Source organism: Pseudoalteromonas sp. EB27, assembly GCF_001974875.1.
Taxonomy (GTDB): Bacteria; Pseudomonadota; Gammaproteobacteria; order Enterobacterales; family Alteromonadaceae; genus Pseudoalteromonas.
This window is the reverse complement of sequence record NZ_MTQD01000010.1, coordinates 18,214-33,539: the sequence shown is the minus strand read 5'-3', so window position 1 is coordinate 33,539 and position 15,326 is coordinate 18,214. Positions and strand designations below refer to the sequence as shown.

Genomic DNA, 15,326 nt, shown 5'->3' with positions numbered 1-15,326 from the left:
CTGATGACAACTAAAAAAACTGTAGTAACTACCATTGTTCAAAAAAATACAGGCTTTTATATAAGTCTGTATTTACTCGTATTACTAACCTTAATTGCCTTTACTAGTGACACACTAGCAAGCTCGATTAAAGATCTTAAAAGACAACAAATAGACGAAATACTCTTTAACATTCATGCCTACTACGTTGAAGATCTCACCTTACAAAATAGCCACCACATTAAATATAATAACCAGCAATTTGAGCGTTTATATTCAAAGCTCGACTCTTACTCTAAGTACTTAAATGAGCACGAACTAACCTCATTATTTGATAACACAAATGGCCGCTACACAGGTATTGGTATTGAGGTTAAAAATATCGACGAGAATATGACTATTGTTAATGTGGTTAATAACTCTCCCGCAAAAGCGGCGGGGATTTTACCAGACGATATTATTGTAAGTGTAAACAACCACGCAGTCCAAAATCGTACAATCGATGAAGTAGCAACACTAATAAGAGACAGTAAATTTTCAAATATAGACCTAATTATAAATCGTGATAACAATAAAAGCCCTATCACGTTTCATGTTGCACGCCGCCAAGTAAACCTCGAAAGCGTAACAAGCGAACTTCTAGATTTTGGAACTGGTTATATAGCTATCAATAATTTTTCTAACCACACATTGCATGAGGTTGCTCTGCAAGTTGCTGCCCTGCAAAGCCACTTTGGTTACCCACTTAAAGGCTTAGTGATTGATTTACGCGATAACCCTGGGGGTACATTACAAAGCGCTGTGGCGGTATCAGACCTATTTTTACAAAGTGGCACTATAGTGACAACTAAAGGACGTTTTTACGATGCCAACCAAGCATTTTATGCAAAGCGTGGAGACATTCTAAAAAATGCCCCCATTGTTGTGCTTATAAACGAAAATTCAGCCTCTGCAGCCGAAATACTTGCAGCAGCACTCAAAGATAATAAACGAGCAACTGTTGTAGGCAGTCAATCTTTTGGGAAGGGTTCTGTACAATCGCTCATTCCGCTAGGTGATGGCAACACTGCATTAAAGCTCACCACAGCCAAATATTTTACGCCATTAGGTAAATCGATTGATGGAATAGGAATAACCCCAGATGTGGCTGTTAATCAAACAAACCTTTCACAAAGTAATAAAGCCGTTATAATAAAAAATGAACACACTAACAGTAGCGCGCAATTACTTACTGGTAACTTAGCAGATTTACAATTAGTTAAAGCAAAACAATTACTCAGCATGCAATAGCTTGTACAAGCTGTATAAACAAAGCTAAAAAGATAATAAAAACTATAAACGTGAAAATAATAAAATGGCTAATATTAGCTATTTGTTTTAGCTCAGCAACAATTAGCGCCAAACAAATAGCGATAGTGATAGACGATATAGGCTATCATCAACGGGACTTAGAGTTCCTTTCCTTACCAGGGCAATTGTCGTATTCAATTTTGCCTCATACCCCTTATTCGCAAATTTTTGCAACGCTTGCCAGTCAATCAAATAAAGAGTTATTACTCCATGTGCCTATGCAGGCACTTAACGGTAAAGAACTCGGACCTGGCGCGCTTACTTTAAATATGAATAAAGAGCAGCTTCAGCAAACTCTTGGAACAGCTCTCGCTAGTTTACCGCAAGTTAAAGGCGTTAATAACCACATGGGCTCAGCGCTTACGCAAAAAAGCCAAGCTATGAAATGGACAATGGAAGTACTTAAAAAGCGCCATTTATATTTTTTAGATAGCCGTACAACCGACTTAAGCCAAGCACAAAATGCTGCTAACTTTTTAGGTGTTGCTAATATTAGTCGCCAAGTGTTCTTAGACAATATAACTACAGCAGAACAACTCCAGCTGAGGCTTGAAGAATTAAAGCAACTAGCCACCATACATAATTCCGCTATAGCAATTGCTCATCCCTATCCAGAAACAATCGAATTTTTACGCCATGCCTTACCCGAGCTAGCTAAGCAAGGTTTTGAGCTCGTGCCGGTTTCGCAGCTGGTTGAACGTAAATACATTCAGTTAGCGCAGGCTGAGGGAAAAGAGATTAGTGCTAGGTGATATAGCTTTCATACACTAATTACAAACTAACCATTCAATATGCATATTACTTGAAAGGATATTTTATCGTTGGGTTTCGCTTCGCACAAACCAACGCGAAAGCAAAAAGCCCTGCATTCTCATGCAGGGCTTTTTAAATTTTTCAGGTTGAACTGTGTTTAGCTCATAGCGCTTTGTAATTTTTTCATCGCTGTTTTTTCAAGCTGGCGAACACGTTCAGCAGATACACTGTACTTTTGTGCAAGCTCTTGAAGAGTCGCTTTATCATCCGACAACCAACGTGCGCTAACAATATCTTGTGAACGCTCGTCTAGTGTTTTAAGTGCACTAAATAAACGAGTATGCGCTTGCTCTTTCCACTGTTGTTGTTCAACGTCGTCAGCTAAGTCAGCTGCACCATCTGTTAAATACTGTACTGGAGAGTAAGTGCTAGTTGGTGCGTCGTCGTTATCATCGCCAGTTAGGTCAAAGCCCATGTCTTGGCCGCTCATGCGCGATTCCATTTCACGTACTTCTTTTTCACTCACACCTAGCTCGCTAGCAACGGTGCTTACCTCAGCTTGATTAAACCAACCTAAACGCTTTTTGTTTTTACGAAGATTGAAAAACAATTTACGTTGCGCTTTAGTGGTTGCAACTTTAACTATGCGCCAGTTTTTAAGCACAAACTCGTGAATCTCGGCTTTAATCCAATGCACTGCAAACGATACTAAACGTACACCCACTGTAGGATCGAAACGTTTAACCGCTTTCATCAGGCCTATATTACCTTCTTGAATAAGGTCAGCTTGTGGCAAGCCGTATCCCGAGTAGCTTTTAGCAATATGTGCTACAAAGCGTAAATGCGACATAATGAGTTGCTTGGCAGCACTAAGATCGCCTTCATCCTGAAGCCTTTTAGCAAGTTCTTGCTCTTGTTCAACTTTAAGCATAGGGATAGTGCTTACCGCTTGAAGGTAACCGTCCATGCTTGCGCTTTGTTGTCCGACTGTAAGTGCCATTGCGTATAAATCTTTACTCATTTTTCACCTCGGTGATAAACATTTGAAACTATCTTAGCACTCTTTCTTTAAGAGTGCTAACCCCAATTTAAAACTTTTTAAAAGTATAAATCAAGCAGTTTTTTAGTATGGGTTTAGTCTACTACAAGCGACTGAATAAGTGATGAATTGAGGGATTGCAGCGGGTTAACTTCGCTGTATCACCTTATTTACAACTCATTACTTTATGGGAGGATAGTACACAAATATGACAGTTTTAATAACAGGAGGTACAACCCAGTCCGATACCATACGCACATCGAACTGAGTTGGTTCACTTATACTTTATCGGGTTCTATTTCTTTAATATATCGATTTACAGAAAGGTAAGAGCCTACAAATCCTAAGCTTGTTGCAAGTAACACTAAAAAGCCAAGCTCGTTAAGCGATAATCCAATTAACGAAAAGCTTGTTTGGTATACCCCTGCTACACTGCTCACGGCGCTTGAAAGCCACCACATCATTAGTCCTACGCATATAAAGGCAAACAAACCACCTATTACACCATACCAAATGCCCGTCCATAAAAATGGGGCATGTATAAAGGTGTTAGTTGCGCCAACTAGCTTCATGACTTGTATTTCTTCTTTTTTATCCATGATCGACAAACGAATAGTGTTACCAATAATAAGCGTCACTGAGGTAAGCAGTAATAATGCGATGGTTATTACGCTTTCTTTCAGTAAATCTAGTAATGCATTTAAACGCTCTAACCACGCTATATCGAGCTTACCAAAATCAACTTCACGTTCACTTTCTAATTTAGTTAACAGTACTTTAGCAGCATTTGGGTGTCTGTGACGTTTTGTTGGCGTAACCAGTACCACATCTGGTAATGGGTTCTTATCTAAATATTCTAAGGCCTGTCCAAATCCAGATACGTCTTTAAACTCAGTAAGTGCTTTTTGTTTTGAAATAAACTCAACACTTTCAACCTCTGGATATAACGCTAAGCGCTTTACTAATGTTTGCGTTTCTTGCTCGTTCATACTTTCTTTTACAAACAACGATATTTCACTCGCTTCTTCAAAACCACTACTTACTTGCTGTACGTTTTTAACGACAAGATAAAGTGTTGCAGGTAACGTTAGGCTCAAACCAAGTACAGCAATAGTCATCATAGACGCAAGCGGCGTACGCCACATTTCACCTAAGCTATGAACACCTTGGCGAAAAATATTAATAATGAAAAAATAACCGCCAGCTAATACTGATTTTTTTTGCTTGTCGTTACTATTTTGACGACTTTTAAAAAGTAAACTCATAGTGCTCCCTCAGCGAGCGGATCTTGAAGCATACGACCATCTTTTAAGGTTAGACTGCGGTACTTCATACGTGCAACCAAACCTAAGTCATGCGTAGCTATAAGAACAGTGGTGCCGTGTTTATTGAAGTCTTCAAACAGCTTTAGTATTTCCATTGAAAGCTCAGGATCAAGGTTACCTGTAGGTTCATCGGCTAACAAAATTGGCGGGGAGTTCACTATTGCTCTGGCAATACCAACACGCTGCTGCTCGCCTCCAGAGAGCATCGACGGATGACATTTTATTTTGTCTATCAGGCCTACTTTATCAAGCGCACCATGAACACGTTTAGCTATTTGCTTATGGTGAGTACCCTCAATAATAAGAGGCAGCGCCACGTTATCAAAAATAGTATAGCGCTCTAGTAAACGGTGGTTTTGAAAAATAATACCAATATCACGGCGAGCATAAGGAATTTGACGCGAGTTTACTTTATTTAAATCAACACCGTTGATAAATACACTGCCTGCCGATGGACGTTCCATTAAGCTAATTAACTTAAGCAACGTACTTTTACCCGCACCACTGTGACCGGTTAAAAAGGCAAGTTCACCCGGTTTAACATGAAAATTAACTTTTTCGAGGGCGCGGTGCCCTCCAGGATAAGTCTTACTTACTTGCTGAAAATTTATCATCTTTTTATTATGCCAATTCAATTAATTTACTAATAAAATTGGTATTCCTCGCAATTAAAAAGGGAGCAAGCTCCCTTTTTTGGTAAATTAAACGTCGTCCTCATCTTGGCTAAATAACGCATCAATAAAGTCATCGCTTTTAAAAGCGCGTAAATCATCAATACCTTCACCAACACCAATGTAACGAATTGGAATATTAAACTTATCTGCAACCGCAAAAATAACACCACCCTTTGCAGTTCCATCTAGTTTTGAAAGCGTAATACCAGTTAAACCAACGCATTGATTAAATAAGTTCACTTGGCTAATTGCATTTTGACCTGTACCAGCATCAATGGTTAGCATAACTTCATGCGGCGCATCAGGATCAATCTTTTTCATTACGCGAGCTATTTTTTCAAGCTCTTGCATTAAGTTATCCTTATTTTGCAGGCGCCCTGCTGTATCAGCAATTAACACATCTATATTACGTGCTTTTGCAGCTTGGAATGCATCAAAGACAACCGACGCACTATCTGCACCTGTATGTTGGGCAATAACAGGAATGCTGTTACGTTCGCCCCAAACCTGAAGTTGCTCAACAGCAGCCGCTCTAAACGTATCACCAGCGGCCAGCATAACCGACTTACCTTCGTTTTGAAATTGCTTAGCCATCTTACCTATAGTCGTTGTTTTACCAACGCCATTTACACCCACCATTAAAATAACAAACGGCTTTTTATCTTCGGTAATTACTAAAGGCTGTTCAGCTGTTTTTAGCATCGCAGCCATTTCTTGCTTCATTAACTCATAAAGCGCATCACCATCTTTTAACTGCTTACGGTTCGCAGCATCAGTCAGGCTATCAATCAACTTCATAGTAGTGTCAACGCCTAAATCGGCGGTGAGCAGCTGCGTTTCAAGATCTTCAAATAATTCGTCATCTATTTTTTTACCACTAAAAATAGACGCAAAACCAGAACCTATATTAACGCGAGTTTTTAACAAGCCCTTTTTAAGACGAGAGAAAAACCCTTCTTTTTTCGGCTTTTCTGCTTTTTTAGCTTCTTCAATTGCAAGTTCTGCTGTGATACGTTCTTGTTCTAAACGCTCATTTTCTGCTTCTTCTGCAGTAATACGCTCTTGCTCTAAGCGTTCGTTTTCTGCTTGTTCAGCAGCAATACGCTCTTGCTCTAAACGTTCATTCTCTGCTTTTTCAGCAGCAATTCGTTCTTGTTCTAAACGTTCATTTTCTGCTTTTTCTAAAGCAATGCGCTCTTGCTCTAAACGCTCATTTTCTGCTTTTTCTAAAGCAATGCGCTCTTGCTCTAAACGCTCGTTTTCTGCTTGTTCAGCAGCAATACGCTCTTGCTCTAAACGTTCGTTTTCTGCTTTTTCTAAAGCAATGTGCTCTTGCTCTAAACGTTCATTTTCTGCTTTTTCTAAAGCAATGCGCTCTTGTTCCAAACGTTCATTTTCAACTTTGTCAGCAGCAATGCGCTCTTGCTCTAAACGCATTTGCGCTTCTTGTTCTGCTAAACGTTTTGCTTGTTCTTGTCTTTGTACTTCAGCATCTGCTTGTTCTTTTGCTAGTAATTCAGCATTCGCTTGCTCTATTGCAAGCTTTTCAGCCTTTACAGCTTCATCCTTTTTTTCAAGGCGTATTTGCTCTAGTCGCTCAGCCTCTACTTTTTCTGCAGCCAATCGCTCTTGCTCTAATTGCATCTGCGTTTCTTGATCGGCTAAACGTTGTGCATGTTCTTGTCTTTGCGCTTCTGCATCAGCTTGTTGTTTTGCAAGTAATTCAGCATTGGCCTGCTCAATTGCAATCTTTTCTGCGTTTTCAGCACGCTCCTGCTCTAAACGTTTTGCTTCAATTTGTTCAGAAGCAATACGCTCCTGCTCTAAGCGCTCTGTTTCGGCTTCTGCTTTTAAACGTTCAGCTTGCTCCTGTGCTAGCTTTTCTTGCTCTAGACGTTTCGCTTCAATTTGTTCAGCAGCAATACGCTCCTGCTCTAAGCGCTCTGTTTCGGCTTCTGCTTGTAAACGTTCAGTTTCAGCCTGCTGTGCAAGCTTTTCTTGCTCTAGCTTCTGCGCTTCTTCTTGCGCTAATGCTTGTTGTTTATCAGCGGCTGCTTTTTGCTCTGCTTCTTTTTTATCTGACTTGCCAAAACCGAGCCACGACATGAATTTACTTTTTTTTGTCATACTTGCTAATAACCACTTATAAAAATCTGATAAACTAAAATTTGAAATAGCTTGGCAATGCCCAGCAATAGTTGCTAATTAAATACAACCATTCAAAACGTAAGTGTTCAATAGTAACACTTTTAATACGGTTGAAAAATGAAGCTACGCGTAATCACCCATAATATTATCTGAGCTAGATACCATATACCATTTTTTAGTGAGCTAAATGAGAAAAAAAACAACGCAAAATAAAGCTACTAACAAGCCCTGCGATGGCTTTATTAGAGTGATTAGTGGCCAATTTCGAGGCCGAAAACTCCCTGTTAAAAATGTAGAAGGCTTAAGACCTACTACCGATCGAATTAAAGAAACTGTATTTAATTGGCTAATGCAAGATACGCGTGACACAAATGTACTTGATTGTTTTGCAGGTTCTGGTGGGTTAGGATTTGAAGCGCTATCTCGATTTGCCAAAAACGCCACATTTATCGAGCTCGACTCGTCAGCTGCCAAGCAATTAGAACAAAACATTAGCACTTTAAAGCTCGACAACGCATACGTTAAACATATTAATTCACTCTCCTTTTTAGAGCAAAAAAACACAAACGAAGCGTTTAATCTTGTATTTGTTGACCCACCATTTCGTAAAGATTTAGCGCAAACAACCTGTGATTTATTAGAAAAAAACCAATGGTTAAGCGATGATGCATTAATTTATGTTGAAGTCGAAACAGAGTTAACCACCTTTAACAACCCAAGCAACTGGTTGTTAATTAAAGAAAAAAAGGCAGGCCAAGTGTTTTGCAAACTCTACCAGCGCCAAGTAAATTAATACTGTTTTACATGATGCGTTTCTGTTAATATTGTCCTTTACATGTGGTGTTGCTTCGGATTACAATACCGCACCATTTTTGAACCACTTGATCAATGTTTGATCAACTTGAGCAACGCTCATAATTTAGGTAGGTGAATTTTTAATGCCAGTAATTAAAGTAAGAGAGAACGAACCGTTTGACGTAGCACTTCGTCGCTTCAAGCGTTCATGTGAAAAAGCAGGAATCCTTTCAGAAGTTCGTCGTCGCGAGCACTATGAAAAACCAACAGCTGAGCGTAAGCGTAAAAAAGCTGCTGCAGTAAAACGTCACATGAAAAAACTTTCTCGTGATAACGCACGTCGCGTTAAATTATACTAATATATTAGGTCTTGTATAAATGAGCCTTTTAATAACGCTAAAAGATGCGCAAAAAGATGCGATGAGAGCTAAAGACAAACAACGTCTTAACCCTATTCGTATGGTACTTGCTGCAATCAAGCAACGTGAAATTGACGAGCGCATAGAACTAGACGACGCAGGTATTACCTCCGTTATAGTGAAGCTTGTTAAACAACGTCGTGACTCTTACACTCAGTACAAAGATGCTGGGCGTGATGATTTAGCTGATATTGAAGCCAATGAAATAGTAGCACTTGAAACTTTCTTACCTCAAAAATTGAGTGAAGAAGAAATCATTGTTCTCATTGATGCGGCTATTGCTGATACTAACGCAGCAGGTATGCAAGGCATGGGTAAAGTAATGGGTATAATCAAAAGCAAAGCCGAAGGTCGTGCCGATATGGGCAAAATCTCTGGTTTAATTAAGCAACGATTAACTGCCTAATACTCCCACATACATTAAAGTATGATTGAAGTGAACCGAGCCTTGCGCTCGGTTTCTTTGTTTTTAACTTTAATAAAAAGTACGCCTATTAGGTTACTTTAAAATGAAATTTTTTATAGCTTCCCTATTTATTTTGCTATCATTTTGGTAAGTTAAAGCACGCTATATTTTGCATCAAGCAAGTATAAAAAAGTAAATTTCATATTCGTTATTCTTCTTATTATTTCAGGACTGTATTTTACTAATGGCTGGAAAGATCCCACGTAACTTTATAGACGATTTACTTGCCAGAACCGATATTGTCGACCTGATAGACTCAAAAGTAGGTCTAAAAAAAGCAGGTAAGGATTATCAAGCGTGCTGCCCATTTCATAACGAAAAATCGCCCTCATTTACTGTATCGCAAGACAAACAGTTTTATCATTGCTTTGGTTGTGGCGCTAATGGTAATGCAATTTCGTTTGTAATGGAGTATGAAAAGCTTGAGTTTGTAGATGCTATTGAAGAAATAGCAAGCATGCTTAACTTAGAAGTACCTCGAGAACAAGGCACAAACTCAGCACCAGAACGTACTGCTGCACAAAAGCGCTCTGATTACGATTTAATGCTTCATACTGCGCGCTTTTATCAACACCAATTAAAACACCACAGTAATTCTGCTGCCGTTATTGAATATGTAAAAGGCCGTGGTTTAAGTGGTGAAACAGTTAAAAAGTTTATGATTGGCTACGCTCCCAGCGAGTGGGATGGATTATGCCTTCAACTTGGCCGTAATAAAGAACAAAAAGAGCAGTTGGTTGAATTAAAACTAGCTTCAGAAAAAACACCAGGCAGACAATTTGATTTTTTCCGCGACCGATTAATGTTCCCTATTCGCGATAAACGCGGACGCGTTATTGCATTTGGTGGACGTGTAATGCAAGCTGACCAAGGGCCCAAATATCTAAACTCGCCAGAGACCCGAATTTTTCATAAAGGCTTTGAGCTTTATGGGCTTTATGAAGCAAAGCAAGCCCATAAAAAACTTGAACATGTAATGGTTGTTGAAGGTTACATGGATGTTGTTGCCCTAGCCGAACAAGGAATTGAATACGCTGTAGCATCTTTAGGCACAGCAACAACAAGCGAGCACATGCATACTCTGTTTAGAACAACAGATAAAGTAATCTGTTGTTACGATGGTGACAGAGCTGGCCGTGATGCAGCCTGGAGAGCGCTTGAAAACGCACTTCCTTATTTAAATGATGGTAAAGCACTGCAATTTGCGTTTTTACCTGATGGCGAAGACCCTGACTCTCTTGTACAAAAAGAGGGGAAGGAGCAATTCGAATTGCGCCTAAGCCAAGCGGATGACTTTACTAAAGTATTATTTAATAAATTAAGCCAAGAAGTTGATTTAACACTCGACTCAGGGAAAGCTAAATTACTCAGTGCAGCGCTTCCACTAATTGAAAAAATCCCAAGTGAATTTTATCAAGAAAACATTCTTGAACAATTAGGGCGTTTAATCGGAAGAACACGTGAGCAATTAAATAACCGTTTAAAAACACCAAAACAACAGCATTCTATTGAACGTAAATTTAAAATAACACCGATGCGACAAGCGATTGGTATTTTAATTCAACATCCTAATTTAGCTAAAAATGTGCCGTACTTACCTGAGCTCGCACAAATGAATATTGCTGGTATAGGACTATTGTTACGTTTACAAGAGCAAGCTTTAGAGAAAGAAAATGTTACCACTGCACAATTGCTCGAATTTTTTAGAGGAACTGAAGATTATGAGCCATTAATCAAGCTTGCAACGTGGCAACACGACATAAATGAAGAACGTTTAGAAACGGTTTTTAAAAATACTTTCAAGTTTATTGAAGATCAGTGTTTAAATTATCGACTCGAGACCCTATTAATAAAGGACAAGACTCAAGGCCTTAGTAGCGATGAAAGACTTGAGTGTCATTTGTTAATGACAGCGTTAAAAGCGACTAACAGTTAGGGTGTGTTTATCTTTCGCGGTTAAGTTTACAGCAGTGTGTTTGGTATTTAGACAAGACAGAGCCTATGTAGTGTGATTATTCCACATAAATAGGCGATAACGCAGCATAAATGCTAAACACGCGCTGCCCTTTGGGTTCGACCCAAGGGAGGTTTACTCTTTGTTGCTCGGTTTTTACTTAGCCCACTAGGTTACAAACCTCGCGCCGCGATTAAACCACCCTTGGATAGAATAAACTTTAATCCTGAAAGACCAACAGACCCTAGTCAAAATTGATTTAAACTGTTATACTGTGCTATTCACTGCGTCACATTATTCTAGTTGGCTTTAAGGCAAACTACATGATGGCGCCTGTTGTATCAACTTATCAGAGTGGAAGAAACAATCTCTATGGATCCAACTCCTCAGTCACAATTAAAACTTCTGATTCAAAAAGGTAAAGAGCAAGGCTACTTAACTTTTGCAGAAGTAAATGATCACCTTCCACAAGACATTATAGACTCAGATCAAGTAGAAGATATCATAAGCATGATTAATGATATGGGTATTAAGGTTAGCGAAAATGCGCCTGATGCTGATGAATTAATGATGCAAGAAACAACGACAGACGAAGACGCAGCTGAAGCTGCCGCTGCAGCCCTTGCGACTGTAGAAAAAGAAATCGGCCGTACAACGGATCCGGTTCGCATGTACATGCGTGAAATGGGTACTGTTGAACTTCTTACACGTGAAGGCGAAATTGTAATCGCTAAACGTATCGAAGAAGGCATTAACCAAGTACAGATTTCTGTTGCAGAGTACCCTGAAGCAATCACTTACCTGCTAGAGCAGTGGGATAAGTTTGAAGCTGAAGAAATGCGTTTAAGCGATATCATCGTTGGATTTATTGATCCTAATGAAGATACAGCGCCAATTTCAGCAACTAATATCGGTTCAGAATTAAGTGCTAAGCAACTTGATGACGATAAAGATGACAAAGATGATGCTGATAGCGATGACGAAGATGAAGAAGAAGTAGACACAGGGCCAGATCCTGAAGAAGCGCGCATTCATTTTGAAAATTTACGTGATTTATACAATAAAGCACGTGATACGTTTGAAGCTAAAGGTCGTTCGCATCCTGAATCACAAGCCGCCATTTTTGAAATTGGTGAGCTTTTCAGAACCTTTAAATTAATACCTAAACAGTTTGACCGCATGGTAAATAACATGCGTGAAATGATGGATCGTGTTCGCGTTCAAGAACGTCTAATCATGAAACAAGCTGTACAAATTGCTAAATTACCGAAGAAAACATTCGTTAAGCATTTTGCTAACAACGAAACTGACGCTTCATGGGTAGATTTAGAAATTTCGGGTAACGAAAAGTATTCAGCTAAACTTGAAGAAGTTAAGCCAGAAATCATTCGTAGCATTAATAAATTATCTGTTATTGAACAAACAACAGGTTTAAGCATTGAGCGTATTAAAGACATTAACCGTCGAATGAGCATTGGTGAAGCGAAAGCACGCCGTGCGAAAAAAGAAATGGTTGAAGCTAACTTACGTCTTGTAATCTCAATTGCTAAAAAATACACAAACCGTGGCTTACAATTCTTGGATTTAATTCAAGAAGGTAACATTGGTCTGATGAAAGCGGTTGATAAATTTGAATATCGCCGTGGTTATAAGTTCTCTACTTATGCTACGTGGTGGATACGTCAAGCAATCACTCGCTCTATTGCTGACCAAGCAAGAACAATCCGTATTCCAGTACATATGATTGAAACGATTAATAAACTTAACCGTATTTCTCGTCAAATGTTACAAGAAATGGGTCGTGAGCCAAATCCAGAAGAATTAGCAGAACGCATGATGATGCCTGAGGATAAAATCCGTAAGGTACTTAAGATTGCTAAAGAGCCAATTTCAATGGAAACACCAATCGGTGATGATGAAGATTCTCACTTAGGTGACTTTATCGAAGATACAACTATTGATTCGCCAATTGATTCGGCAACAATGGAGTCTCTTCGTGGCGCAACTAACGATGTACTTGCAGGCCTAACAGCCCGTGAAGCTAAAGTACTACGTATGCGTTTTGGTATTGATATGAATACCGACCACACCTTAGAAGAAGTAGGTAAACAGTTTGACGTAACACGTGAACGTATTCGTCAAATAGAAGCGAAAGCGCTGCGTAAATTACGCCACCCTTCTCGCTCAGATTTACTGAAAAGCTTTTTAGACGCTAAATAATTTAGCGCTACTATATAAACTAAAAAGGCCGCTATAGCGGCCTTTTTTCTATTTGAAGGAAATAATCATGGCTTGGATCCAAATTCGTATTAACGCCAATGCTGTAACAGCAGATGCAGTAAGTGACCTATTAATGGAAGCGGGTAGTGCTTCAGTAACCTTTATTGACGCAAAAGACACCCCTATTTACGAGCCTAAAATTGGCACCGTTGTATTTTGGGCTGATACCACAGTAATTGGCTTGTTTGAAGCTAATCACGATATGAATGCAGTCGTTGCGTTACTGAAACGCCATGATGAGCTAAAAGACAATTTAGTATACAAAATAGAGCAGCTTGAGGATAAAGACTGGGAACGTGAATGGATGGATAACTTCCACCCTATTCAATTTGGTGAAAGGCTATGGATTTGTCCAAGCTGGCGCGACATTCCAGACCCTACTGCGGTAAATGTACTGCTTGACCCTGGCCTTGCTTTTGGTACGGGCACACATGCAACAACGGCCTTGTGCCTTAAGTGGTTAGAAAGCCAAGACCTAACAGGTAAAACGGTTGTTGATTTTGGTTGTGGCTCAGGCATTTTAGGTATTGCAGCTATAAAACTAGGCGCTGAGCGCATGATTGGGATTGATATTGATCCTCAAGCACTTGAAGCAAGCCTAGATAACGCTAACCGCAATGGCGTTGCTGACAAACTTGAAGTATATCTTCCAGAAAACCAACCTGAATTTACTGCCGATATAGTAGTTGCTAATATTTTAGCCCAGCCACTTCGCGAACTACACAGTGTAATTTTAGGCTTATTAAAGCCAGGTGGTAAAATTGCCATGTCGGGCATTTTAGAAGAGCAAGCGCAATCAGTTGCTGACATTTATGCACCGTTTATTGAACTAGATGACATTGCCGTTGAAGGTGATTGGACTCGAGTTAGTGGCACTAAAAAAGCGTAATAAACTGCACAATCAAATTTAGAGCATTAGCTCAAAACCTGCATGTGAAGCCTGTATTTAACAGGCTTTACTATTTTTTTACATATTAAAAGTTTTCTGATTATTATGTAAAAAATAAAACTTGTATGATTTTCAAACAAATCAACCTACTTGTCATGCGGTTATCAAATGTCAATACGAAAAGGGCAAAAAAAAGTTACTTTTGTTCAATTTATAGCCTTTGATTTTTGTGAAAAAAACCGTAAACTTAGCGCCCCTTGAAAAGAGGCCTATTGAATATAGTGCGTATCGGTAAATACCAACTTGAGAATAATGTAATTGTCGCGCCAATGGCTGGCATTACAGACAGACCATTTAGACAACTTTGCCGTCGTTTAGGCGCAGGGCTAGCTGTTTCTGAAATGCTATCGTCTAATCCTAAGGTTTGGAAAACGGAAAAGTCGATGAACCGTATGGATCACAGCGGTGAATCGGGTATACGCGCGGTGCAAATTGCAGGAGCAGATCCTGAGCTTATGGCGCAGGCCGCACAATTCAATGTTGCTAACGGTGCACAGATCATAGATATCAATATGGGGTGCCCAGCAAAAAAAGTGAACAAGAAACTCGCAGGCTCTGCCTTATTACAGTTTCCTGAACTTGTGGAAGAGATTATTGATGCAGTCGTTAATGCTGTTGATATACCTGTGACACTTAAAATCCGTACAGGATGGGATCCGGATAACCGTAATGGTGTAGAGATTGCGAGAATAGCTGAACGTTATGGCATTGCATCACTTGCTGTACATGGGCGTACGCGCGCATGTATGTACAAAGGTGATGCTGAGTACGCCACGATTAGGGATATAAAACGTTCAGTGTCGATTCCTGTTGTTGCCAATGGTGATATTACATCACCAGAAAAAGCAAAACAGGTTTTAGACTATACGGGTGCAGATGCCATTATGATTGGCCGAGCCGCCCAAGGTCGCCCTTGGATATTTAGGGAGATAGACCACTATTTGCGAACTGGGGAACATTTACAGCCGCCTGCTATTGCAGAGGTGCGCAGTATTTTAATGGAGCATTTAACAAACCTCCATCTGTTTTACGGTGAGCCAATGGGAGCGCGAATTGCTCGCAAACATGTATCTTGGTATTTGCAAACCCATGACAGTGATGGTCAGTTTAGGCGAGTATTTAATGCGCTCGACAACCCACAGGCACAGGTCGTCGCATTAGAGCAATACTTTAAAACACTAGCAGCTAACTAAGA

General features: G+C 39.7%; 13 protein-coding genes. 9 read left to right on the top strand and 4 right to left on the bottom strand.

Translation table 11 applies throughout. The features are described from left to right. Positions 1-3: 3 nt before the first annotated feature. On the top strand, positions 4-1,269 hold the full coding sequence (locus BW142_RS12170) for a S41 family peptidase (protein WP_076925023.1): 1,266 nt from the start codon (positions 4-6) through the stop codon (positions 1,267-1,269). 50 nt (positions 1,270-1,319) lie between these two features. After that, positions 1,320-2,081, top strand: a complete 762-nt coding sequence (locus BW142_RS12165; protein WP_143475935.1) for a divergent polysaccharide deacetylase family protein — start codon at positions 1,320-1,322, stop codon at positions 2,079-2,081. A gap of 158 nt (positions 2,082-2,239) precedes the next feature. Here the strand turns inward: BW142_RS12165 and rpoH are convergent, their stop codons facing one another. From rpoH to ftsY, 4 genes are all read right to left on the bottom strand, one after another. Further along, a complete protein-coding gene (gene rpoH, locus BW142_RS12160; protein WP_024600152.1) occupies positions 2,240-3,103 on the bottom strand; it encodes an RNA polymerase sigma factor RpoH in 864 nt (287 codons plus the stop codon). A 296-nt stretch (positions 3,104-3,399) separates the two neighbouring features. Beyond that, positions 3,400-4,386: a permease-like cell division protein FtsX gene (ftsX, locus tag BW142_RS12155; RefSeq protein WP_007582840.1), complete on the bottom strand. Its 987-nt coding sequence runs from the start codon at positions 4,384-4,386 to the stop codon at positions 3,400-3,402. Beyond that, positions 4,383-5,060 carry a cell division ATP-binding protein FtsE gene (gene ftsE, locus BW142_RS12150; protein ID WP_007582842.1) on the bottom strand — a complete coding sequence of 226 codons (678 nt, stop codon included), beginning with the start codon at positions 5,058-5,060 and terminating at the stop codon, positions 4,383-4,385. The genes ftsX and ftsE overlap by 4 nt, the downstream gene beginning before the upstream one ends. 87 nt (positions 5,061-5,147) lie before the next feature. Continuing rightward, on the bottom strand, positions 5,148-7,247 hold the full coding sequence (ftsY, locus tag BW142_RS12145; RefSeq protein WP_076925021.1) for a signal recognition particle-docking protein FtsY: 2,100 nt from the start codon (positions 7,245-7,247) through the stop codon (positions 5,148-5,150). Positions 7,248-7,455: 208 nt separating this feature from the next. Here ftsY and rsmD point away from each other — a divergent pair, with 208 nt between their 5' ends. From rsmD to dusB, 7 genes are all read left to right on the top strand, one after another. Further along, positions 7,456-8,061, top strand: coding sequence for a 16S rRNA (guanine(966)-N(2))-methyltransferase RsmD (gene rsmD, locus BW142_RS12140; protein ID WP_076925020.1), 606 nt, complete (start codon positions 7,456-7,458; stop codon positions 8,059-8,061). Positions 8,062-8,206: 145 nt separating this feature from the next. After that, positions 8,207-8,422 (top strand): 30S ribosomal protein S21, encoded by a 216-nt coding sequence (rpsU, locus tag BW142_RS12135; protein WP_002957797.1) that lies wholly within the window; start codon positions 8,207-8,209, stop codon positions 8,420-8,422. A 19-nt stretch (positions 8,423-8,441) separates the two neighbouring features. After that, the gene (locus BW142_RS12130; protein WP_076925019.1) at positions 8,442-8,888 is read left to right on the top strand and encodes a GatB/YqeY domain-containing protein; all 447 of its coding nucleotides are present in this window, start codon (positions 8,442-8,444) and stop codon (positions 8,886-8,888) included. A 244-nt stretch (positions 8,889-9,132) separates the two neighbouring features. After that, the gene (dnaG, locus tag BW142_RS12125) at positions 9,133-10,884 is read left to right on the top strand and encodes a DNA primase (RefSeq protein ID WP_024603725.1); all 1,752 of its coding nucleotides are present in this window, start codon (positions 9,133-9,135) and stop codon (positions 10,882-10,884) included. Between the two features lie 390 nt (positions 10,885-11,274). After that, a complete protein-coding gene (rpoD, locus tag BW142_RS12115; protein ID WP_007586533.1) occupies positions 11,275-13,122 on the top strand; it encodes an RNA polymerase sigma factor RpoD in 1,848 nt (615 codons plus the stop codon). Between the two features lie 67 nt (positions 13,123-13,189). Then, positions 13,190-14,071, top strand: a complete 882-nt coding sequence (gene prmA / locus BW142_RS12110; protein ID WP_076925018.1) for a 50S ribosomal protein L11 methyltransferase — start codon at positions 13,190-13,192, stop codon at positions 14,069-14,071. A 281-nt stretch (positions 14,072-14,352) separates the two neighbouring features. Further along, the gene (dusB, locus tag BW142_RS12105; protein WP_010553368.1) at positions 14,353-15,324 is read left to right on the top strand and encodes a tRNA dihydrouridine synthase DusB; all 972 of its coding nucleotides are present in this window, start codon (positions 14,353-14,355) and stop codon (positions 15,322-15,324) included. Positions 15,325-15,326: the final 2 nt, after the last annotated feature.